Source organism: Amycolatopsis sp. cg9 (assembly GCF_041346945.1).
Lineage (GTDB): Bacteria > Actinomycetota > Actinomycetes > Mycobacteriales > Pseudonocardiaceae > Amycolatopsis.
Genome location: NZ_CP166850.1, coordinates 1,879,903 through 1,900,202 on the forward strand (window position 1 = coordinate 1,879,903; position 20,300 = coordinate 1,900,202).

Below are 20,300 nucleotides of genomic sequence, written 5' to 3' on the forward strand. Positions count from 1 at the left end.
GTGATCGCTTTCCATCACCTATGGTGGTCGTATGCGCCGCCGACTCGCCGCCCTTGCCGTCTGCGCCGCGGTGGTCGTCGCCGCGGCGTGCAGCGGCGACGCCGTCTCCGGCGTGCCCCAGCCGCCGCCCATGCACCCGTTCCCGGGCGCGGCCGGCGCCGGTGATCCGTATTACCCGGAGGACGGCAACGGCGGCTACGACGCCCTCGGCTACCAGGTGGGCGTCACCTACGACCCGCCGAGCGGCCACCTCGACGGCGACACGACGGTCACCGCGAAGGCCACCCAGGACCTCAGCCGGTTCGACCTCGACCTGCGCGGGCTGGACGTGCGCGGCGTCGACGTCGACGGGCAGCCGGCGCGCTTCGGCCGGGAAAAGGCGCACGAACTGGTCATCACGCCGGCGGCGCCGATCCGCGCCGGGACGACGTTCCGCACCCGCGTCCGCTACGGCGGCGACCCGGCGAAGACCCCGCACGAAGGCGGCAGCGAGAACGGCTGGCAGCACTCGGCCGACGGCGGCGCGTTCATGGTCGGCGAGCCGCACTCGGCCGCGTTCTGGTACCCGGTGAACGAAACCCCGCGCGACAAGGCCACCTTCACGCTCACCGCGCACGTCCCGGCCGGGTGGACGGTGCTTTCGAACGGCCGCGAAGGCCCGCCGGGCACCTGGACCGAGCCGAACCCGGTGGCGAGCTACCTGACGACGATCGCGATCGGCAAGTTCAGCGTCGACAAGTCGACACTGCCGGACGGCACCCCGGTGGTTTCGGCGTACGCGCCGGGCGCCGAGGGCCACCGCGCGATCGGCGACCGCCTCCCGGAGGTGCTCGGCTTCCTGAGCGCCAAGTTCGGCCCGTACCCGCAGTCGGCGGCCGGCGGCATCTTCCTGAACGAAGACGTCCACTTCTCCCTGGAGACGCAGACCCGCCCGACGTACGCGAAGTGGGCCGACCTGCCGACGCTGGTGCACGAGAACGCCCACGAGTGGTTCGGCGACTCGGTGTCGCTGCGCGATTGGTCCGACATCTGCCTGAACGAGTGCTTCGCGTCGTACGCGCAGTGGCTGTGGGCCGAGCGCGAAGGCCAGAGCCTGGACGACCGCTACCGCGCGGCGATCGAAATCACGCGCGGCAGCACGGACTTCTGGGGGCAGAAGCTCGTCGGGATGGGCCAGGGCCACGAGTTCGAGGGTGTCTACAACAAGGGAATCCTGGCCCTGCACGCCCTGCGCCGCGAAATCGGCGACCCGGCGTTCGACCGGTTGCTGAAGGAATGGCCGTCCCGCTACCGCCACGCGAACGCGACTTGGGCGGACTTCGAGGCGATGGCGACTCAGATCAGCGGCAAGAACTTGAAGCAGTTCTTCGACGCGTGGTTCCGCGGCACGACGCTTCCCGCGGACGCCGACCTCTTCCCGGGCTCACTGCGCAGCTGAACTGCCCAGCAACGACCGCGTCAACGCACTCCGCGCGTCCTGCATCTCCCGCAGCGCCGTCGTCAGCTCCGCGTCGCCGACCACCACGTCCTCGTCCGGCCGCGAAGCCAGCGACAACAACGACGCGCGCCGCAGCAGTTCCTTCGCGAAGGACGCCGTGACGCCCTCGGTGGCTTGGACGATCGGGGCGAGGTCCGCCGTGAGCTTCAAGCCGCGCGCGTACAGGCGCAACAGCGCCTCCCGGCCCGCCGCGTCCGGGAGGGGGATCTCCACCGCCAGGTCGACGCGGCCCGGGCGGTCGGCCAGCGCCTTCTCCAGCGCGCCCGCGCGGTTGGTGGTGAGCAGGAACGTGACGTCGGCGTCGCCGCCCACGCCGTCCATCGCGTCGAGCAGGGTGAACAGCAGCGGGTGCGCGTCCGGGCCGAAGCTGCGGTCCTGGGCGATCAGGTCGACGTCCTCCACCACGACCACGCTGGGCTGCAGCCGCCGCGCCAGCGCCGCCGCCTTCGCGACGAAGCGCATCGCCGCGCCGGTCAGGATGATCACCGTGGTGCCCGGCAGGCGGCTCATCAGGTAGCGGACGGTGTGCGTCTTGCCGGTGCCGGGCGGGCCGTGCAGCAGCAGGCCGCGCTTGAGGTGCTGCCCGGCGGCCAGCAGCCGTTCGCCGTGCTCCGCGATGCGGACCGTGTGCCGCTCGATCGCTTCGAGCACGCCTTCGGGGAGCACGACGTCCTCGCCGGTCAGCGTGGGCCGAGGCAGGAACGTCAGGAGGTCGTTGCCACGGTTTTCGCTGGTCCCGAAGGCCAGCACCTGCCCGCGCAGCACGTCGTGCCGGGCCATCATGCGCTCGACGCGATCACGCACCTCCGTCGCGATCGCCCGCGACGTCGCCAGCACCTCCAGCCGCGCCTCCAGCTGCCCCCACTGCGGGTTCGCGCCGCGGATCGCGAGCAGCACCGGCTCCCCGCCGGGCGCCCGCGTGCCGACGAGCCCGAGCTGCACCGCCTCGGTCGCGTCCTCGGGACCGGTCGCCGTCGTCGTGTAGTCGACCGAGCCGAGCTCGAACGTGCCCTGCTTGCGCGCGATCACGAGCATCCCGATCAGGTCCTCGTGCGTGCGCTGGCCGCCCGCGACGCCGAACCAGCCGACGTCGGTACCGTGCTCGGCGAGGTAGGCGTCGACACCGCGCTGGATGTTCGCGTGCTCCCACATCGGCCAGTTGCGCGTGACGACCACGACCCCCGGCAGCGGCCCGACGTGCCCGGTCACGCGGTCGATCAGCTCGTTGCCCCCGCTCCCGCCCACCGAGTCCGCGGTCGCCCGGATGATGCGCTGCAAGTCGGCGGCGAGATCCCGTTCGGTGCTCCCCATGGCTTTCACAGTGGCACGGATCACAGGACGCGGCCAACTAGGCTGTCACCCATGATTGTCGTGAAGATCAACGCGATCGAGGTCCCCGAAGGCGCCGGCCCCGAGCTGGAGAAGCGCTTCGCCGCCCGCATGCACGCGGTCGACCAGCAGCCCGGGTTCCTCGGGTTCGAGCTGCTGCGCCCGGTTTCCGGCGAGACGCGCTACTTCGTGTACACGAAGTGGGAGACCGAAGAGGCCTACCAGGCGTGGGCGAAGGGCGGCCCGGCCGCGGCGGCGCACTCGGGCGAGCGCGCCAAGCCCGTCTCCACCGGCGCGAACCTGCTGGAATTCGAGGTCGTCCTCGGCTCGAAGCCGGGTGAGTGAGCTCGCTCGCGCGGCGGAGCTGCTCGACGGCGCCGGCGCACTCCTGATCTGCGCCGGCGCCGGCATGGGCGTCGACTCCGGCCTCCCGGACTTCCGCGGTGGCGAGGGCTTTTGGCGCGCGTACCCGCCGTACGCCCGGCTCGGGCTGCGGTTCGAGGAGCTCGCCGACCCGCGGCACTTCGCCGAAGACCCCGAGCTGGCTTGGGGGTTCTACGGGCACCGGCTGTCGCTGTACCGGAAAACCGTGCCGCACGACGGGTTCCGGCTGCTGCTCGGCCTCGCCCCGCCCGGCGGCACCCGCGTCTTCACCTCCAATGTGGACGGACAGTTCCAGGCGGCGGGCTTCGAGCACGTCGCCGAGGCGCACGGCTCGATCCACCACCTGCAGTGCCTGTCCGGCTGCACCACGGAGATCTGGCCCGCCGACGTCGAAGTCGCACTGGACGAAGACACCATGCGCGCGGTGCCACCACTGCCGTCGTGCCCCCGCTGCGGCGGGCTGGCCCGGCCGAACATCCTGATGTTCGGCGACCACGACTGGGTCCCGCACCGCAGCCAGGCCCAGCTCGACGAGCTGACGGCGTGGCGCCGGACGGCCCGCGACCTCGTGGTGGTGGAACTGGGCGCGGGCCAGGCGGTCCCGACGGTCCGCCGCTACAGCGAACTGGCCAGCGCGGCGACCGGCGCGTTGATCCGGATCAACCCGCGCGAACCGGAGATCCGCCACAACCGCGGCGTCTCCATCCCGGCCGGCGCGCTGGAAACGCTGACCGCGCTCCTCGCCTAGGGCAAGCGGACCTCGGCGAACACCGCCCGGTGGTCGCTGCCCGGGACGTCGAACACCCGGTAGTCCAGCACCGCCGCGCGGTTGTCGACGACGACGTGGTCGATCGTCACCACCGGCAGGGACGACGGCCACGTCGGGGCCAGGCCCGAGCCGCGCTCCTCGGCCGCGTCGTTGTAGCCGCGGGACAGCACGGTGCGGAAGGCCGCGTGGTCCAGCGTCGCGTTGAAGTCGCCCGCCAGGATGCGCAGGCCGTGCTCGCCCGCCGCGCGCGAAAGGTCCTTCATCTCGCGCTCCCACTGCGGGGTGTCGACGTCCGGGGAGATCGGGTGGACGGCGACGATCTCCGCCACCACGCCGTCGCCGAGGTCGGCCTGCGCGCCCGGCTGCTTGGCCGCCGAATCGCCGGTCAGGTTGACCTCCTTCAGCGGGAAGCGCGACACGATCCCCGAGCCGAACGCGCCCGGTGCCGGGTGCAGCACCCGGTGCGGCAGGAGCTGGAACAGCCCGGCCGCGGTCAGCCCGTCGACCACCCGGGGCGTCAGCTCGACCAGGTTCAGCACGTCGATCCGCTGCTCGCGCACCAGGTCGACGACGGCCTTCGGGTCCGCCTGGCCGTAGAGCAGGTTCGACGAGAGCACGCGCAGCGTCTTGCCGTGCACCTCGCGCTGCTCGCTCGCCGACACGCGCGGGACCACGAGGACGGCCAGCGCGATCGACAGCGCCAGCGCGATCCCGCCGACCCACCAGCGCCGGCAGGCCAGCGCCAGGCCGCCGGCGAGCAGGCCCGCGACCGCCGCGTACGGCGTCAGCGACAGCGCGATCAGCGTGTACCAGTCGCCGTCGAAGCCGATCAGGCGCAGCGCCGCCAGCCCGGCCAGTGGCACGACCGGTACCACCAGCAGGGCCGTGACCAGCGGGTTCTTCCGCCGCGACCGCGTCTCTTCCGCAACCACCATGCCGCCGAGTATGCCGAGGCCCGCCGCCGGCGGCTCGGGTACCGGCAACTCCTCCACAAGATCTCCACCAGCGGCTGCCAGCGGCTGCCAGCGCGCTGTGCGCGGGCTACCAGCGCCGGCGTCCACAGTGAAGCTCGAACCCGCGACGAGCGAAGGAGGACGCCCATGTCGCACGCGATCCAGGCCGAGGGCCTGGTCAAACACTTCGGGGAAACCAAGGCGCTGGACGGGGTGGACCTCGAAGTCCCGTTCGGCCAGGTGGTCGGGGTGCTCGGGCCGAACGGCGCGGGCAAGACGACCGCCGTCCGGATCCTGGCGACCCTGATGAAACCCGACGACGGGAGAGCCACCGTCGGCGGCTACGACGTCGTCAAGGACCCGGTCCGGGTCCGCAGCCTGATCGGGCTGACCGGCCAGTACGCGTCGGTCGACGAGGACTTGAACGGGACCGAGAACCTGGTCCTCATCGGACGGCTCTACGGGATGCCCCGCGCGCACGCCAAGAAGCGCGCCGCCGAGCTGATCGAGCGGTTCGAGCTGACCAAGGCGGCCAAGCGGCCGATCCGGACGTACTCGGGCGGCATGCGGCGGCGGCTCGACCTGGCCGCCAGCCTCGTCGGCGGCCCGGAGGTGCTCTACCTCGACGAGCCGACCACCGGGCTCGACCCGCACGCCCGCAACGAGGTCTGGGACGTCGTCCGCGGGCTCGTCGCCGAGGGTGCGACGGTGCTGCTGACCACGCAGTACCTCGAAGAAGCCGACCAGCTGGCCGACAAGATCACCGTGTTCGACCACGGCCGCGTCGTCGCCGACGGCCGCGCCGACGAGCTGAAGCGCCGCGTCGGCGGCCAGACGCTGCAGGTGCGCCCGACGCAACTGTCCGACATGGACGCCGTCGACCGGATCCTCGGCGACCTCAGCGGGGTCCGCCCGACCCGCGACAGCGGGACCGGGCTGCTCACCGCCCCGGTCAACGACCCGGTGCTGCTGTCCACCTTGGTCCGCAAGCTGGACGAAGCCGGGATCACCGCCGACGAGCTGGCGCTGCGGCTGCCCAGCCTCGACGAGGTGTTCCTCGCCCTCACCGGGCACCCCGCCGAAGCGTCCACCGAGGACACCACCCGCGACCTCGAAGGGAGCCTGGCATGACGACGCTGGCGCTCGACCGCCCGGCCCCGCCGCGGCACATCAGCCCCGTCAAGGGCCTCCAGCACTCGCTTTCGCTGGCCTGGCGCGGCATCCTGAAGATCCGCAAGAACCCCGAACAGCTCGCCGACGTGACGCTGATGCCGATCGTCTTCCTGGTGGTGTTCGTCTACCTGTTCGGCGGTGCGCTGTCCGGCTCGACCGACGCCTACCTGCAGATGGTCGTGCCCGGCGTCATCGTGATGAACATCCTGCAGGCGTGCCTGACGGTGGGGACGAACCTCAACACCGACGTCAGCAAGGGCGTGTTCGACCGGTTCCGCAGCATGCCGATCGCGCGGTCGGCACCCTTGATCGGCGCCGTGCTGGCCGACGTCGTGCGCTACCTGGTCTGCCTGGTGGTGCTGATGGTCGTGGCGACGCTGATGGGCTACCGGATCGCGACCAGCCCCGGCGAGTTCGCCGTGGCCATCCTGCTCGCGCTGGCGTTCGGCCTCTGCTTCTGCTGGGGCTCGGTGTTCGTCGGCATGCTGATGAAGACGCCCGGCTCGGCGCAGGCGCTGATGTTCGTCTTCATCATGCCGCTGACGTTCGGCAGCAACGTGTTCGTGCAGACGTCCACCATGCCGGGCTGGCTGCGGGCGTGGGCCGACATCAGCCCGGTCAGCCTGATGGCGAACGCGCTGCGCGGCCTGATGAACGGCGGCGCCGTCGCCGGGCCGCTGGCGGGCGCGCTGGCCTGGATGGCCGGTGCGGTCGTGGTGTTCTTCCCGCTGGCCACGTGGGCCTACCGCCGGCGGGTGTGAGGGCGCGGAGACACGGGGGTGTTCCGCACCAGGGGAAGGTCGTGAGTGAGAAACAGTGTTGGAACACTGTTTCTCACTCACGACCGGTTTCGGCCATCAGCCAGGCGATCGCGTCCTTTTTGGACGCGGCGCGGGCTTCTTCGTAAAGCGCGTCGTAGCCGGGCAGGGCCGCGCGCAGGTCTTCGATGAGCGCGCGGACCTCCGGACTGCCGAGGTCGAGCCGGCCGCGGACGACGGCGGACGCGGCGAGCACCTTCGCCGCCGTCTCGTACCGGCCCTGCTGCGCGCGGATCATCGCGAGCAGCTCCACCGCGCCCGCCAGGTCCGGCATGTCGCCACGCCGGTTCGTCGCCCGGATCGCGATGACGGCGTGCGGTTCGGCCTCGTCGGCGCGCCCCTCGACCAGCAGGATCCGCGCCTCGAAGGCGTGCACGAACTCGTCGCCGATCCCGCCGGGGAACCAGTCGTCGCCGCCCATCGCGGTGACGCGGTCGAGCAGCGCCCGCGCCTCGGCCAGCTCGCCCGTGCGCAGCAGCAGTTCGAGCCGGCCGAACATCAGGATCGCGCGGTGCTGCAGGTTCGTGATGTCTTCGCCGTAGCGCTCCGCGGCTTCCTGGTCGCGCCAGGCCCCCTCGAAGTCGCCGGTGCGCGCCCGCTCGACGGCCAGCCGCCACCAGTGCTGCACGGCGTCCTCGAACGAACGCAGCTCGATCGACAGCGCCAGGCCCTCCTGGTAGATCTCGATGGCCTTGGCGCTTTCACCGTCTTGGGAAAGCGCGTACGCCTTGAAGCTCAGCGTCATCGCGATGCCCCAGCGGTCGCCGACCTCTTCGAACCCGGCGTGCGCCAGGTCGCGCGCCCGATCCGCGCCGGCGACGTCGCCCGCGTCGTCGAGGAGGAAGCTCTCCACCCAGTGCGCGCCGGCGCGGGTCCAGGTGTCCGGGCTCGCCGCGGCCCGGCGGACCTCGCGCACGGCGACCTCGCGGTCACCGCCAAGGAAGGCCAGCATCGGCAGCGCCACCGCGAGCCCGGGGTAGCGCGCCACCGCGTCCGTGCGCACGCACTCGTCGACCAGCTCGAGGATCTCGCTCTGGTCGGACCGGACCGGGATCGCGTCCATCAGGTAGACGAGCGCCCGGTAGGCCGCGCCGACCGCGGGCGGCAGCCGGTCGCCGAAGTCGAGGGTCTCGCGGATCAGGCCGCCGACCCGGTGGCCCTGGCCGAGGATGGTCAGGTACCAGAACATCCCGTCCAGCAGCGCGACCGCGTTGTCCACATCGGACATCTCGATCGCGCCACGCAGGGCGGCGACCATGTTCGCGCTCTCGGCCTCGTACTGATCGATCGCGCGCAGCTGCTCGGCGGTGCGCAGCGTCGGCTCCAGCCGCTGCGCGAGCTCGGCGTAGAAGGAGGCCATCGCGCGGCGCGTCCGGTCGTGCTCGCCCGACTCGACCAGCCGTTCGGTGGCGTAGGCGCGCAACGTTTCCAGCATCCGGTACCGCGGCTCGCCGGAGCCGCCGTCCAGTGTATCCACAATGGACTTCTCGACCAGGCTGCCGAGCACGTACGGGACGTCGTCCGCGGGCAGCAGCTCGTCCGCGCAGACGGCCTCGACCGGCCCCAGCTCGGCCCCGCCGGCGAACACCGACAGCCGCCGGGCCAGCACCAGCTCGGCGTCGGTCAGCAGGTCCCAGCTCCACTCGACCACCGCGCGCAGCGTCCGCTGCCGGGGCAACGCCGTCCGGCTGCCCGAGGTGAGCAGCCGGAACCGGTCGCCGAGCCGGCCGGCGATCTGGGCCACCGTCATCGACCGCAGCCGGGCCGCGGCCAGCTCCAGCGCCAGCGGCATCCCGTCGAGCCGGCGGCAGATCTCGCCGACCTGGTCCACAGTGGACTCGTCGAGCACGAAGTCGGGCCGGACCGCCGCGGCCCGGTCGAGGAACAGCCGCGTCGAGTCGAGCTCGGCGGCCTCCGCGGGTGCGGCGCGTTCGGCGGGTACCGGCAGCGGGCCGAGCGGGCACAGCGCTTCCCCGGTGATGGCGAGCGGTTCGCGGCTGGTGGCCAGGATCCGCAGCCGCGGTGCGCGCTGCAGCAGCTCGTCGGCCAGCGACGCGGCGGCGTCGACGACGTGCTCGCAGTTGTCCAGCACCAGCAGTGCTTCCGCGCCGCCGAGCACCTCGAGGGCCTGGTCGAGCGGGTCCAGCGGGCGGCGGATCTCGGTGTCGGTGCTGCGGATGTCGCGGACCTCCAGCGCGCCCAGCAGCGCGCCGCCGAGGTCGTCCGGGTCGCGGACGCCGGCCAGCGCGGCGAACCAGACGCGGCCGCGCTGCTGCGCCGGGTGCCGGGACGCCGCCTCGGTGGCCAGCCGCGTCTTGCCCGCACCGCCCGGCCCGGTCAGGGTGACCAGCCGCGCGCCGCCGAGCAGTTCGGCCAGCAGCTTGAGCTCGTCGTCGCGGCCGATGAACGTCGTCAGCCGGGTCGGCAGCCGGTCGGCCACCGGCGCCGGCGGCGCGAGCTCGCCCCGCAACGCGGCCACGTGGATCTCCTGCAGCTCGGCCGACGGGTCGACGCCGAGCTGGTCGGCCAGCGTGCGGCGGATCCCGGCGTACACCGACAGCGCCTCCGACTGCCGCCCGGCCGCGCAGAGCGCGCGCATCCGCAGCCCGGCGAGCCGTTCGCGCAGCGGGTCGGCTTCCGCCGCGGCGGTGAGGTCGGCCAGGACGGCGGCGTGCTCGCCCAGCCGGATCAGGGCTTCGAACCGGTCCTCGGCCGCCTCGGCCCGGAGCCCGGCCAGCCGCCGCGCGGGTGCTTGCGCGAACGGCGCGTCGAGGACGTCGGCGAGCGCGTCGCCGTGCCACAGCCCGAGCGCCTCGGCGAGCAGCTCGGCCGCGTAACCGTCCCGGCCCGCGGCCAGCTCGCGGCGGCCGTCGGCGGCGAGCCGCTCGAACCGCTCCGCGTCGACGTCCTCCCGCGCGACCGCCAGCCGGTAGCCGCCCGGTCCGGATTCGACCGCCACCGGCAGCGCTTTCCGCAGCCGCGAGACCAGTGACTGGAGGGCGTTGGCCGCGTCGGACGGCGGTTCGCCGCCCCACAGGCCGTCGACGAGCGCGTCGGCGGGCACCGCGCGCCCGGCGTCCAGCGCGAGCCTGGCCAGGAGCATGCGGAGGCGGGCGCCGCCGATGTCGATCGGGGTGCCGTCGTCCTCCGCCGCACGCAGCGGGCCCAGCAGCGCAACGCGCATGCGTCCAGCTTTCCAGACGGCGGGACGGCACCGAGCCGGGCAGGCCCGGACGGGCCGACGTAAGTGCTGATTATCCGGACAAATGCGACGCAACTCCCAGGCGTAGGTGATCTTGGCACTACGTTGCGACCGAGGTCACCCGACAGGACAGGAGCCTTCATGAGGGGACAGAAACCGGCCGTGGTCGCGGCCGCCGTGGTCGCCAGCCTCTGCCTCGGCACCGGCGTCGCCGCGGCGGGTGACGGCTGGGGTCCGGCGCAGCCCGGCAGCGACGGCGCCGGGGACAGCTACTACCCGCAGGACGGCAACGGCGGGTACGACGTCGCCGACTACAACCTCAAGGTCACCTACGACCCGGCGGCGCACCAGCTCACCGGGAACCAGGACATCACCGCGCGGGCGACCCAGTCGCTGAGCTCGTTCGACCTGGACTTCAAGGGCCTGACCGTCGACTCGGTGAAGGTCGACGGCCGGGACGCGAAGTTCAGCCGGACCGGCGACCACGAACTGGTCGTCACGCCGTCGCGGGCGCTGCGGCGCGGCCAGAACTTCAAGGTCAAGATCGCCTACCACGGCGTGCCCGCGCCGATCAGCGACCCGGCGCTCGGCGACAACGGCTGGCAGTACGCCAAGGCGGGCGGCGCGTTCGTCGCCGGCGAGCCGCGGTCGGCGACGACCTGGTACCCGGTCAACGACACCCCGCTCGACAAGGCCACGTTCCACCTCGCGATCACCGTGCCCGACGAGTGGGGCGTGATCGCCAACGGCCGCGAGAAGCCGTCCTTCAAGGCACCTGGCGGCACCACGCACGTCTGGGCCGAAGAGACGCCGATCGTGCCGTACATGACGACGGTCGCGATCGACAAGTGGACCTTCGACCGCCAGAAGCGCAAGGACGGCACGCCGATCGTCAGCGCGTTCGCCCCGGGCGTGCCCGACTCGACGAAGCAGGCGGAAGCGCGGCTGCCGGAGATCCTCGACTTCCTCGAGTCGAAGTTCGGCAAGTACCCGATCGACGCCGCCGGCGGCATCTTCCTCAACGAGCAGATCGGCTTCTCGCTGGAGACGATGAGCCGCCCGATCTACTCCGCGGGCTGGGCCGGCACGGTGCCGACGATCGTCCACGAGAACGCACACCAGTGGTACGGCGACTCGGTGGCGGTCGAGCACTGGAAGGACGTCTGCCTCAACGAGTGCTTCGCGTCCTACGCCACGTGGCTGTGGGACGAGGGCAAGGAAGGCGTCGACCTGAACAAGCAGTACGCGGACGACGTCAAGAAGGCGTCGACGGCGTTCTGGAACGGCAAGCTCTACGACATGGGCCAGGGCAACGAGTTCACGTACGTGTACTCGAAGGGCCCGATGATGCTGCACGCGCTGCGCAACTACGTCGGTGAGCAGGCGTTCTCCCGGGTCCTGAAGACCTGGCCGTCGCTGCACCGCGACGGGAACGCGAACATGCAGCAGTTCCAGCGGTACACCGAAGCCGTCTCGCACAAGAACCTCCAGGGGTTCTTCGACGCTTGGGTGTACGGCACCGGCAAGCCCGCCGACCAGTACCTGTACCCGGGCGGCCTGAAGCCCGCCGCCTGAGACCCGCATTTCGTGACGGCCACCTCGTGGAACGTAAAGTTCCTCGAGGTGGCCTTCACGGCGTTTTCGGAGGTGGCATGGCCAAGGTGCTGATGACGGGGTTCGCGCCGTTCGGCGGTGAGCCGGTGAACCCCTCGTGGCAGGCGGTTTCGCGGCTCGGCGCGCGTCGGGACGACGTCGCCGCGGTCGAGCTGCCCTGCGAGTTCGAAGCGTCGCTGCCGGCGCTGCGGGCCGCGGTCGTGGCGCACCGGCCATCGCTCGTGGTGTGCGCCGGCCAGGCCGGCGGGCGGTCCGACGTCACGCCGGAACGGGTCGCGATCAACCTGATCGACGCGCGCATCCCGGACAACGCGGGCGCGCAGCCGGTCGACGTCCCCGTGGTCCCGGACGGCCCGGCGGCCTACTTCTCGACGCTGCCGCTGAAGGCCTGCGTGGCGGCGATCCGCGCGGCGGGCGTGCCGGCGTCGGTGTCCCACACCGCCGGGACCTACGTGTGCAACCAGGTCTTCTACGGCCTCATGCACCTGCTGGCCACGGAATTCCCCGGCGTGCGCGGCGGGTTCGTGCACGTGCCGTTCAGCCCGGAGCAGGTCGCCGCTTCGGGCAAGCCCGCGCCCTCGCTGGAAGTGGACCGGATCGCCGACGCGCTGGAAGTCCTGGCGGACACGGCGCTGAAGACGACCGCCGACCTCGCGGTCAGCGCGGGCGCGGAGCACTAACCGCCGCGGCCGGTGAGCTCCACGAACGCCGCCGGGCCGGGGACGTTGTGGTGCACGGTCAGGTCGGCGACCCGGTCGCCGGTCCACCCCGGCGTGAAGCTGACCACCAGCGTGCAGCGGCGGCCCGGGGCGATGTCCTGACCGACGCAGCCACGCGCGTCCACCGCGAAGTCCGTGCTGTCCAGCTCGATCCCGCTCACGCGCAGCGCGCTCGCGCCGACGCTGCGGACCGCCACCGTGCAGGTCGTCGTCGTGCGCACCGGGGTCGTCCCGCAGGCGACCGACTCCGGGACGACGACCTTGGCCTCCGCGGCCGCCTCCGGCACCACCGGGAACGTCGCCGGCTTGCCGCGCACGAGGTCCAGCACGGTCACCCCGGTCACCGTCAGCACCAGCGCGCCCGCCGCCAGCAGCACGATCGCGATCGCCTTGATGCCGCGGGCGGCCCCGTCCTTGGCGGTGAACCCGCCCGCCGCCAGCACGGTGACCACGAGCGTCGAAATCAGCGTCGCGCTCGGGCCGGCGCCGATCGCGGCCGGGACGAGCGTGCCGAGCAGCGACGCCGCGACCGTGACGGCGAACCCGGTCCAGGAAAAGCGTTTCGCCTCGCGCAGCTGCCTCCGCACGGTCGGCGGCCGGGGCTTCGTCGCGGTACTCATGCAGGTAAGAGCGCCGAGCACCCCGCGCACGGACGAGATTCCCCCGTTCGGCGGTACGGCAACGTGTTCGTGATCTGGGGCACACCGCCACGGAATCCCCCTGCCGGGCGATCGAACGGTGTTTACATGGCCGGATGATCGGATTCGAAACCGACCTGCAGGACCTGCGGGACTCGGCCGGTGCGCTGCAGGGAGCGGCCGACGCCGCGGAAACCGCGTCGAACGGCTTGCGCGGCACCGATGTCCCGGTCGGCTCGGACGGCGGCGGGCTCTTCGGCGGCATCGCCGGGATGATCCCCGTGGACAACGCCTTCGGCCGCACCCTCGGCATGCCGGCCGTCGCGAAGGCCTACAACGACCACCTGGCGAAGATCCAGAAGCTGGTCGCGCAGCTGCACCAGACGACCGCCGACACCAGCCACGCGCTGATGCGGGTCGCGGAGCTGTACGAGAAGGCCGACGAGGACTCGAAGCAGCGCGTCAACCGCGCGGCCGCCGGCCTGGAGGGGAACTGACGTGGACGGCTACTTCGACTCCGGGCTCGACGCCCAGCCGATGTCCAGCGGCGACGACCGCCGCGCGGAACTGCTCGAAGGCGTCTCCGAGGACCTGAAGGAGGGCGCGAACGACGCCCTCGACGCGCTCGAGATCCTGCGGATGACCGACTGGATCTTCGGCATGGGCAGCGACGACGCCGGGTTCAAGCAGATGCAGGACGACACCGCCGGCGTCTACCGCGAGTTCTCCGACGCCGACATCGACCACGAGTCGGCCGACGGCCTGCAGAGCCTGATCATGAAGCACGACGCCGTCTGGAAGGCGCTGCAGCGCGACTCGAAGCCGAAGCTCGACGACGCCCGGCAGTTCCTCGACGTCTGGCGCGGCTCCGCGGCGAACGCCGTCAAGGCCTACCTGAACGAGCTCGCCGACGCCTTCACCGAAGTCGAAACCAAGATCACGGTGCTGGAGAGCGACATCGTCGCGGCGCGCGAAGCGATCGCGTCGGCCCGCCAAGACCTCAACAACCTCGGGTCCACGTTCAAGCAGACGGCCGAGGACTACCAGAAGTCGCAGGAGCGCAAGCGCGAAGCGGCGATGTCGAAGGTGCTGGCGGCGACGTTCGCGGGCGCGGTCACCGGGCTGCTCACGGTGGCGACCGCCGGCGCGGGTGCCGTCGCGGGCGCGTCGGTGTTCACCGCGGCCAACGGTGCGCTGATCGCCGGGAACGCCGCGGGCGGCGCGATCACCGCCGTCGTGGCCAACCAGGCGGAGATCACCGGCGACAACGCGTTCGACCTGTACCAGAGCTTCGCCGAGAGCGCGGGCAAGATCCGCGGTGGCGCCGAGGACGCGGCGCGGACGCTGGCGGACCGCATCGGCGACGAGGCCGTCGACCTGCCGAAGATCCCGGACGCGCCGGACGTCAGCCCGGGGTCGAGCTTCGACCCGTCGAACTTCGAGACCGACCACACTTCGCGCCAGACCGAGAAGAACGTCCGCGACGCGAACGTCGACATCGCGCCCGACGGCCAGGTGTCGAGCGGCGCGACGCACGCCGGGAGGCTGGATGGCTGACCGCCCGGACCGGGACGCCCTGCTGGCCGAGCTTTCCGCGCTGTCGGCGACGGCGACGTCCGACGACGGCTCGGTTTCGCTGTCGGTCAACACCGACGGCGTGCTGACCCGGCTGCGGCTCACCGACGCCGTCTCGGGGATGTCGCCCGCCGAGATCGCGGACGCCGTCCTGCGGACGTACGTCGAAGCGCAACGCGAGTCGGCGAAGCGGACTGGGCAGTTGCTGGCACCGTTGGGAAGTGGCGGTTACCTGATGGACCGGCTGCGCTGGCGGGTGCAGTTCGAGCCGGCACCGGTTCCGGTCGCCGCCCCGCCGGCCGCGCCCCGCACGGAAGACGGCACGGTGCTCAAGGACCGGTCGTCGGACGCGCCCGCTGCCGCGCCACCGCCGTCCGGACCGGTGCCGGACGACGACTACTACGGCAAGGGCATGCGGTTCGAGCAAGCCTGGTGAGCGAGTCCACTGTGGACTTGCGCCGGGTCCGTCACCACGGCGTCCGGCGGTTCGGTGGTGGCCCGGCGACGCGCTGCCACGGCGGCGGCCGGACCGGCGCGAACGCGGGCACGGTGAGGTCCGAGGTGCCGAGCGGAACGTGGTGCAGCCCGAAGGCGACGGCCGTCTCGGGCTGGTGCTGCGTGGTCGGCCGGACCCCGAGCTGCCGCCCGAGCAGCGCCGCCAGCAACGGCATCCGGCTCGGCCCGCCGACGAGGTGGATCCCGGCGAGCTGCGCGGGCACGAGCCCGGCGCGGCGGATCGTCGCCCCGAGCAGTTCGGCGCTGCGCAGCAGGCTGGGCCGCACGAGCGCCTCGAGCTCGTCCCGGCTGACGAGGACGTCCCCGAACGGCTCGGGCATGGGGACGTGGGTCTGCGCGTGCCGCGAGAGGCTTTCCTTGGCGTCGCGGACGTCCTGGAGGAGCGCCCGCCGCGCCCGCCGCTCGGCGGTGGTCTGCGGGCGCAGCAGCCGTTGCCACTGCGCGGGATCGGCGTGCGACACCGCGCGCCCGATGTGCACGAGCAGCGCCTGGTCGATGTCGAGGCTCCCGAGATCCGGCAGCCCGTCCTCGGCGAGCACGGCGAACCCCTGGCGGTTCACCCCGACGACGGCGCAGTCGAAGGTGCCGGCCCCGAGGTCGTAGACCCCGATCGGCCCGGCCCCGGAGTTCCCGAGACTCGCGTAGTGCGCGGCGGCGGCCACGGGTTCGGGGATCAGCCGCACATCGGCGAGCCCGGCTTTGGCGGCAGCGGTTCTGATCGCCTCCTGCCGAGCGGCACCCCACCCGGCGGGGTGCGAGATCCGCGTCTGCCCGGCGGGCCGCTGCAACTGCCGCTCGGCTTCCTCCCGCATCCGGCGCAGCACGGCGGCGAAGGCATCGGTGACCGGGACATCGGTGTCCCCGAGCCGCAGAACGCCTTCGTCGATGCGGCGCTTGGGATGGGGTTCGAACCGGCTGGGATCGAGCCGGGCGCGCCGCTCGGCCTCCTGACCGACGACTAGCAGGCCGTCGTCGTTGAGGAAGACGGCGGAGGCCGTGGTGACCGACCCGTCGACCTCGACGGCCCGCGGACCCCGCCCGAAGGCGGAGAGCACACCGACGGTGCTGGAAGTCCCGAAGTCGATCGCCAGCACATCCACGCGGATTCCCCTCCCAAGGCCCGCGGGCATCGTCTCACGCGCGGAGGAGACCCCCTTGATCAGGCGCAGGCCCTGTGCCGGGCCGCGAGGATGTCATGAAAGGGTCGTTCATGACGTCTGACGAGGTGAACGACCCTTTCATGACGTTGCGGGCGGCACGAGAAAGGGCGGCTTCCCCGGACCCGGGGAAACCGCCCTTCTCACGTGCTGCTCAGCCGATCACTCGCCTTCGGCTTCGCCGCCCTGCTCCTCGTGGCCCGCGCCGATGCTGACCGGCGGGGCGTCCGGGACCGACGACGGCTTGCGCTCACCGCGGAAGGTGAAGCGGGCCTGGTCGTCCTTGTCCTCCGGGTTGCCGCTCCAGCCTTCGACGTCGACCAGGATGATCTGGCCGGGCTCGACCTCGCCGAAGAGGATCTTCTCCGACAGCTGGTCCTCGATCTCGCGCTGGATCGTGCGGCGCAGCGGCCGCGCGCCCAGCACCGGGTCGAAGCCGCGCTTGGCCAGCAGCGACTTGGCCTTCTCGGTCAGCTCCAGCTCCATGTCCTTCGCGCGGAGCTGGGTCTCGACCCGGCCGATCATCAGGTCGACCATCATGATGATCTGTTCCTGCGTCAGCTGGTGGAACACGATGATGTCATCGATCCGGTTCAGGAACTCCGGGCGGAAATGCTTCTTCATTTCCTCGTTGACCTTCTGCTTCATCTTCTCGTACCGGGTGCCGGTGTCGTTGGACCCGGCGAACCCGAGCGAGACGGACTTCGAGATGTCCGACGTGCCCAGGTTGGACGTGAAGATGAGGACCGTGTTCTTGAAGTCGACCGTGCGACCCTGACCGTCGGTCAGGCGGCCGTCCTCCAGCACCTGCAGGAGCGTGTTGTAGATCTCCTGGTGCGCCTTCTCGATCTCGTCGAACAGGACCACCGAGAACGGCTTGCGCCGCACCTTCTCGGTCAGCTGCCCGCCCTCTTCGTAGCCGACGTAGCCCGGAGGGGCACCGAAGAGCCGCGAAGCGGTGTAGCGGTCGTGGAACTCGCCCATGTCGATCTGGATGAGCGCGTCGTCCTCGCCGAACAGGAACGAGGCCAGCGCCTTCGACAGCTCGGTCTTACCGACACCGGACGGGCCGGCGAAGATGAACGAGCCCGACGGGCGCTTCGGGTCCTTCAGACCGGCGCGCGTACGGCGGATCGCCTGCGAGACGGCCTTGACCGCGTCCTCCTGGCCGATGATGCGCTTGTGGAGCTCGTCCTCCATGCGCAGCAGCCGGGTGGTCTCCTCCTCGGTCAGCTTGAACACCGGGATGCCGGTCCAGTTGGCCAGCACCTCCGCGATCTGCTCGTCGTCGACCTCGGCGACGACGTCGAGGTCGCCGTCCTTCCACTGCTTCTCCCGCTCGCCCTTCTGGCCGAGGAGGGTCTTCTCCTCGTCACGCAGGCGGGCGGCGCGCTCGAAGTCCTGCGCGTCGATCGCGGACTCCTTGTCGCGGCGCACGTTCGCGATCTTCTCGTCGAACTCGCGCAGGTCCGGCGGCGCGGTCATCCGGCGGATGCGCATCCGGGCGCCGGCCTCGTCGATCAGGTCGATCGCCTTGTCCGGGAGGAACCGGTCGTTGATGTACCGGTCCGCCAGGGTCGCGGCGGCGACCAGCGCCGAGTCGGTGATCGAGACGCGGTGGTGCGCCTCGTACCGGTCGCGCAGGCCCTTGAGGATCTCGATCGTGTGCTCCAGCGACGGCTCGCCGACCTGGATCGGCTGGAACCGGCGCTCGAGGGCGGCGTCCTTCTCGATGTACTTGCGGTACTCCTCGAGCGTGGTCGCGCCGATCGTCTGCAGCTCACCGCGGGCGAGCATCGGCTTCAGGATCGAAGCCGCGTCGATCGCGCCCTCGGCGGCACCCGCCCCGACCAGCGTGTGCAGCTCGTCGATGAACAGGATGATGTCGCCGCGGGTCTTGATCTCCTTGAGCACCTTCTTCAGGCGCTCTTCGAAGTCACCGCGGTAGCGGGAGCCGGCGACCAGGGAGCCCAGGTCCAGCGTGTAGAGCTGCTTGTCCTTGAGCGTCTCGGGCACCTCGCCCTTGACGATGCTCTGCGCGAGGCCCTCGACGACGGCGGTCTTGCCGACGCCGGGCTCGCCGATGAGCACCGGGTTGTTCTTGGTCCGGCGGGACAGCACCTGCATGACCCGCTCGATCTCCTTGCCGCGCCCGATGACCGGGTCGAGCTTGCCCTCGCGGGCGAGCACGGTCATGTTGCGGCCGAACTGGTCGAGGACCAGCGACGACGACGGGGTGCCCTCACCGCGACCGGAACCGGTTTCGGTGGACTCCTTGCCGCCCTGGTAGCCCGAGAGCAGCTGCAGCACCTGCTGGCGGACCCGGTTGAGGTCCGCACCCAGCTTGACCAGCACCTGCGCGGCGACGCCCTCGCCCTCGCGGATCAGGCCCAGCAGGATGTGCTCGGTGCCGATGTAGTTGTGGCCGAGCTGCAGCGCTTCGCGCAGCGACAGCTCCAGCACCTTCTTGGCGCGCGGCGTGAACGGGATGTGCCCGCTCGGCGCCTGCTGGCCCTGGCCGATGATCTCTTCGACCTGCTGGCGCACGCCCTCCAGGGCGATGCCCAGCGACTCCAGCGCCTTGGCGGCGACACCCTCACCCTCGTGGATCAGACCCAGGAGGATGTGCTCGGTGCCGATGTAGTTGTGGTTGAGCATCCTGGCCTCTTCTTGAGCCAGGACGACCACCCGCCTCGCGCGGTCGGTGAACCTCTCAAACATGTGCACTCCCTCGACTGCTGCGCCGGCGGCCCGTTTCCATCGTGCTTTCACCGCGATGGATTCAGCACCGTGAGACCACTCTAGTAGCCAAGTGGTCGCGCTGGCGTACCACTACGGCTGACAGTGGCCTTTTCCGCACCCGGACGTGGCATCTCCCGGGTGCTCCCATCTTCATGTTGCCCTGCACCTTTACGTCAAGCCCAACGTGCGGACGGCCGCCCGGATTCCGCCATCCGCGCGGTGTCCGCTCACCGCGAACAGTCCGCAACCTGGGAGTGCCGGATCACGGCGCCACCCGATTGGCGCAGTCGCCGTCTGCCTGTAAGGTTAGGCACGCCTAATCCACTACGGCTGCGAGGAGGGCCGCGGTTGAACCAGCAGCGGTCCTTCAGCGACGCACGCGAGGTCGGAGACGGCCTCGCGTCGTCGTTGCGGCGGGTCTCCGGCCGCCAGGAGCGCACCGAGCTGCGCCGCGACGTCCCGGCGGGCTGGATCCGCTGCTCGGAGCTGCTGGAGACGCCCGCGTACTTCGACGAGTGGCGCGGCCTGCTCGGCGACTGGCTGCTGCGCGAGCACGACGCGACGCCGCCCCGGACCACGGCCAGCTGGGTGATGACGTGGTATCTGCACGTCCCGGCGTACGTCGGCGCGCTGCTGCTGCACCACGAGCGCCGGGTGCCGTCGCTGAAGCCGGTGGAGCTGGCGTTCCGGCTGGCCGACGACCGCCCGCACCCCGACGGCATGGCCGTGCTGGGTGACGCGTTCCACTGCCTGCCCACCGACCCCGGTTCCGCCCGCCCGGAGGCCACCGTGGTGCGCGACGAGCGCGCGCTGGCGGCAGTGCTGCGAGCGCGTTACCTGGCTCACGCGGCCCAGTTCGTCCGGGCGTACGCGCCGGTCAGCAGGCTCGGCAAGCGGATGCTCTGGGCGGCGGCGACGGACGCGCTGGAGAACTCGCTGTGGTGGGCGGGCCGCCAGGGCGGCACGCCGGAAGCGGAGGGCGCGGGCGTCGCCGACGCGGCGCTGGTCCTCGACGCGCGCTACCCGCCCCTGACGTCGGCGTCGACGTTGCGCCTGGCGGAGGGCCCCGACGGCCACCGCGAGTGGACGCGGCGCCGCGAGAGCTGCTGCTTCTCCTACCTGCTCCCGGCCGAGTCGGAGTGCGACGGCTGCCCACGCACCTGCTCCCGCTGACCCAGAGCACCCCAATGTGGCGTTCGGTGCGTCCAGCGCA

At 71.6% G+C, this 20,300-nt stretch carries 16 protein-coding genes and 1 pseudogene; 11 read left to right on the forward strand and 6 right to left on the reverse strand.

From position 1 onward, the window contains the following. Positions 1-31 precede the first annotated feature (31 nt). The gene (locus AB5J73_RS08640) at positions 32-1,438 is read left to right on the forward strand and encodes a M1 family metallopeptidase (RefSeq protein ID WP_370969185.1); all 1,407 of its coding nucleotides are present in this window, start codon (positions 32-34) and stop codon (positions 1,436-1,438) included. On the opposite strand, the gene AB5J73_RS08645 is transcribed toward AB5J73_RS08640, so the two are convergent. Next, the gene (locus AB5J73_RS08645; protein WP_370969186.1) at positions 1,424-2,809 is read right to left on the reverse strand and encodes an AAA family ATPase; all 1,386 of its coding nucleotides are present in this window, start codon (positions 2,807-2,809) and stop codon (positions 1,424-1,426) included. The genes AB5J73_RS08640 and AB5J73_RS08645 overlap by 15 nt on opposite strands. Before the next feature lie 51 nt (positions 2,810-2,860). On the opposite strand from AB5J73_RS08645, the gene AB5J73_RS08650 reads away from it, so the two are divergent. Together AB5J73_RS08650 and AB5J73_RS08655 are read left to right on the forward strand one after the other, a co-directional pair. Further along, a complete protein-coding gene (locus tag AB5J73_RS08650) occupies positions 2,861-3,172 on the forward strand; it encodes an antibiotic biosynthesis monooxygenase (RefSeq protein ID WP_370969187.1) in 312 nt (103 codons plus the stop codon). Further along, positions 3,165-3,959, forward strand: coding sequence for an NAD-dependent deacetylase (locus AB5J73_RS08655; protein WP_370969188.1), 795 nt, complete (start codon positions 3,165-3,167; stop codon positions 3,957-3,959). The genes AB5J73_RS08650 and AB5J73_RS08655 overlap by 8 nt, the downstream gene beginning before the upstream one ends. On the opposite strand, the gene AB5J73_RS08660 is transcribed toward AB5J73_RS08655, so the two are convergent. After that, complete coding sequence (locus tag AB5J73_RS08660) at positions 3,956-4,915, reverse strand: endonuclease/exonuclease/phosphatase family protein (protein ID WP_370969189.1); 960 nt, start codon at positions 4,913-4,915, stop codon at positions 3,956-3,958. The two genes, AB5J73_RS08655 and AB5J73_RS08660, sit on opposite strands and share 4 nt — an antisense overlap. A 165-nt stretch (positions 4,916-5,080) precedes the next feature. Here AB5J73_RS08660 and AB5J73_RS08665 point away from each other — a divergent pair, with 165 nt between their 5' ends. Both AB5J73_RS08665 and AB5J73_RS08670 read left to right on the forward strand, forming a co-directional pair. After that, complete coding sequence (locus AB5J73_RS08665) at positions 5,081-6,064, forward strand: ATP-binding cassette domain-containing protein (RefSeq protein WP_370969190.1); 984 nt, start codon at positions 5,081-5,083, stop codon at positions 6,062-6,064. After that, entirely contained in the window at positions 6,061-6,867 is an 807-nt protein-coding gene (locus tag AB5J73_RS08670; RefSeq protein WP_370969191.1) for an ABC transporter permease, read from the forward strand. Before AB5J73_RS08665 ends, AB5J73_RS08670 begins: the two co-directional genes overlap by 4 nt. 73 nt (positions 6,868-6,940) lie before the next feature. On the opposite strand, the gene AB5J73_RS08675 is transcribed toward AB5J73_RS08670, so the two are convergent. After that, on the reverse strand, positions 6,941-10,108 hold the full coding sequence (locus tag AB5J73_RS08675) for a BTAD domain-containing putative transcriptional regulator (protein WP_370969192.1): 3,168 nt from the start codon (positions 10,106-10,108) through the stop codon (positions 6,941-6,943). 159 nt (positions 10,109-10,267) lie between these two features. On the opposite strand from AB5J73_RS08675, the gene AB5J73_RS08680 reads away from it, so the two are divergent. Then, positions 10,268-11,701 (forward strand): M1 family metallopeptidase, encoded by a 1,434-nt coding sequence (locus AB5J73_RS08680; protein WP_370969193.1) that lies wholly within the window; start codon positions 10,268-10,270, stop codon positions 11,699-11,701. 77 nt (positions 11,702-11,778) lie between these two features. Next, positions 11,779-12,420: a pyroglutamyl-peptidase I gene (pcp, locus tag AB5J73_RS08685; RefSeq protein ID WP_370969194.1), complete on the forward strand. Its 642-nt coding sequence runs from the start codon at positions 11,779-11,781 to the stop codon at positions 12,418-12,420. On the opposite strand, the gene AB5J73_RS08690 is transcribed toward pcp, so the two are convergent. Then, positions 12,417-13,079 (reverse strand): hypothetical protein, encoded by a 663-nt coding sequence (locus tag AB5J73_RS08690; protein WP_370969195.1) that lies wholly within the window; start codon positions 13,077-13,079, stop codon positions 12,417-12,419. The two genes, pcp and AB5J73_RS08690, sit on opposite strands and share 4 nt — an antisense overlap. Before the next feature lie 134 nt (positions 13,080-13,213). Between AB5J73_RS08690 and AB5J73_RS08695 the strand changes: the two genes are divergently transcribed. From AB5J73_RS08695 to AB5J73_RS08705, 3 genes are read left to right on the forward strand one after another with little or no spacing between them, the layout of a single operon-like run. Beyond that, entirely contained in the window at positions 13,214-13,594 is a 381-nt protein-coding gene (locus AB5J73_RS08695) for a hypothetical protein (protein WP_370969196.1), read from the forward strand. 1 nt (position 13,595) lies between these two features. Then, positions 13,596-14,654: a hypothetical protein gene (locus AB5J73_RS08700; RefSeq protein ID WP_370969197.1), complete on the forward strand. Its 1,059-nt coding sequence runs from the start codon at positions 13,596-13,598 to the stop codon at positions 14,652-14,654. Then, positions 14,647-15,108: a YbaB/EbfC family nucleoid-associated protein gene (locus tag AB5J73_RS08705; protein ID WP_370969198.1), complete on the forward strand. Its 462-nt coding sequence runs from the start codon at positions 14,647-14,649 to the stop codon at positions 15,106-15,108. Before AB5J73_RS08700 ends, AB5J73_RS08705 begins: the two co-directional genes overlap by 8 nt. A gap of 37 nt (positions 15,109-15,145) precedes the next feature. On the opposite strand, the pseudogene AB5J73_RS08710 reads toward AB5J73_RS08705, so the two are convergent. Together AB5J73_RS08710 and AB5J73_RS08715 are read right to left on the reverse strand one after the other, a co-directional pair. Further along, positions 15,146-16,288 (reverse strand): annotated as a pseudogene (locus tag AB5J73_RS08710) (Hsp70 family protein); the annotation flags it as partial. Between the two features lie 219 nt (positions 16,289-16,507). Continuing rightward, complete coding sequence (locus AB5J73_RS08715) at positions 16,508-19,066, reverse strand: ATP-dependent Clp protease ATP-binding subunit (RefSeq protein ID WP_370969199.1); 2,559 nt, start codon at positions 19,064-19,066, stop codon at positions 16,508-16,510. Between the two features lie 369 nt (positions 19,067-19,435). Between AB5J73_RS08715 and AB5J73_RS08720 the strand changes: the two genes are divergently transcribed. Then, positions 19,436-20,260 (forward strand): (2Fe-2S)-binding protein, encoded by an 825-nt coding sequence (locus AB5J73_RS08720; RefSeq protein ID WP_370969200.1) that lies wholly within the window; start codon positions 19,436-19,438, stop codon positions 20,258-20,260. The last annotated feature ends 40 nt before the right edge of the window (positions 20,261-20,300 follow it).

Bases quoted from the DNA above. Each gene is read 5' to 3' on its own strand.
- AB5J73_RS08690 (WP_370969195.1), bottom strand. From the start codon at position 13,079: ATGAGTACCGCGACGAAGCCCCGGCCGCCGACCGTGCGGAGGCAGCTG.
- AB5J73_RS08640 (WP_370969185.1), top strand. From the start codon at position 32: ATGCGCCGCCGACTCGCCGCCCTTGCCGTCTGCGCCGCGGTGGTCGTC.
- AB5J73_RS08665 (WP_370969190.1), top strand. From the start codon at position 5,081: ATGTCGCACGCGATCCAGGCCGAGGGCCTGGTCAAACACTTCGGGGAA.
- AB5J73_RS08645 (WP_370969186.1), bottom strand. From the start codon at position 2,809: ATGGGGAGCACCGAACGGGATCTCGCCGCCGACTTGCAGCGCATCATC.
- AB5J73_RS08680 (WP_370969193.1), top strand. From the start codon at position 10,268: ATGAGGGGACAGAAACCGGCCGTGGTCGCGGCCGCCGTGGTCGCCAGC.
- AB5J73_RS08670 (WP_370969191.1), top strand. From the start codon at position 6,061: ATGACGACGCTGGCGCTCGACCGCCCGGCCCCGCCGCGGCACATCAGC.
- AB5J73_RS08660 (WP_370969189.1), bottom strand. From the start codon at position 4,915: ATGGTGGTTGCGGAAGAGACGCGGTCGCGGCGGAAGAACCCGCTGGTC.
- AB5J73_RS08675 (WP_370969192.1), bottom strand. From the start codon at position 10,108: ATGCGCGTTGCGCTGCTGGGCCCGCTGCGTGCGGCGGAGGACGACGGC.
- pcp (WP_370969194.1), top strand. From the start codon at position 11,779: ATGGCCAAGGTGCTGATGACGGGGTTCGCGCCGTTCGGCGGTGAGCCG.
- AB5J73_RS08715 (WP_370969199.1), bottom strand. From the start codon at position 19,066: ATGTTTGAGAGGTTCACCGACCGCGCGAGGCGGGTGGTCGTCCTGGCT.
- AB5J73_RS08650 (WP_370969187.1), top strand. From the start codon at position 2,861: ATGATTGTCGTGAAGATCAACGCGATCGAGGTCCCCGAAGGCGCCGGC.
- AB5J73_RS08695 (WP_370969196.1), top strand. From the start codon at position 13,214: ATGATCGGATTCGAAACCGACCTGCAGGACCTGCGGGACTCGGCCGGT.
- AB5J73_RS08705 (WP_370969198.1), top strand. From the start codon at position 14,647: ATGGCTGACCGCCCGGACCGGGACGCCCTGCTGGCCGAGCTTTCCGCG.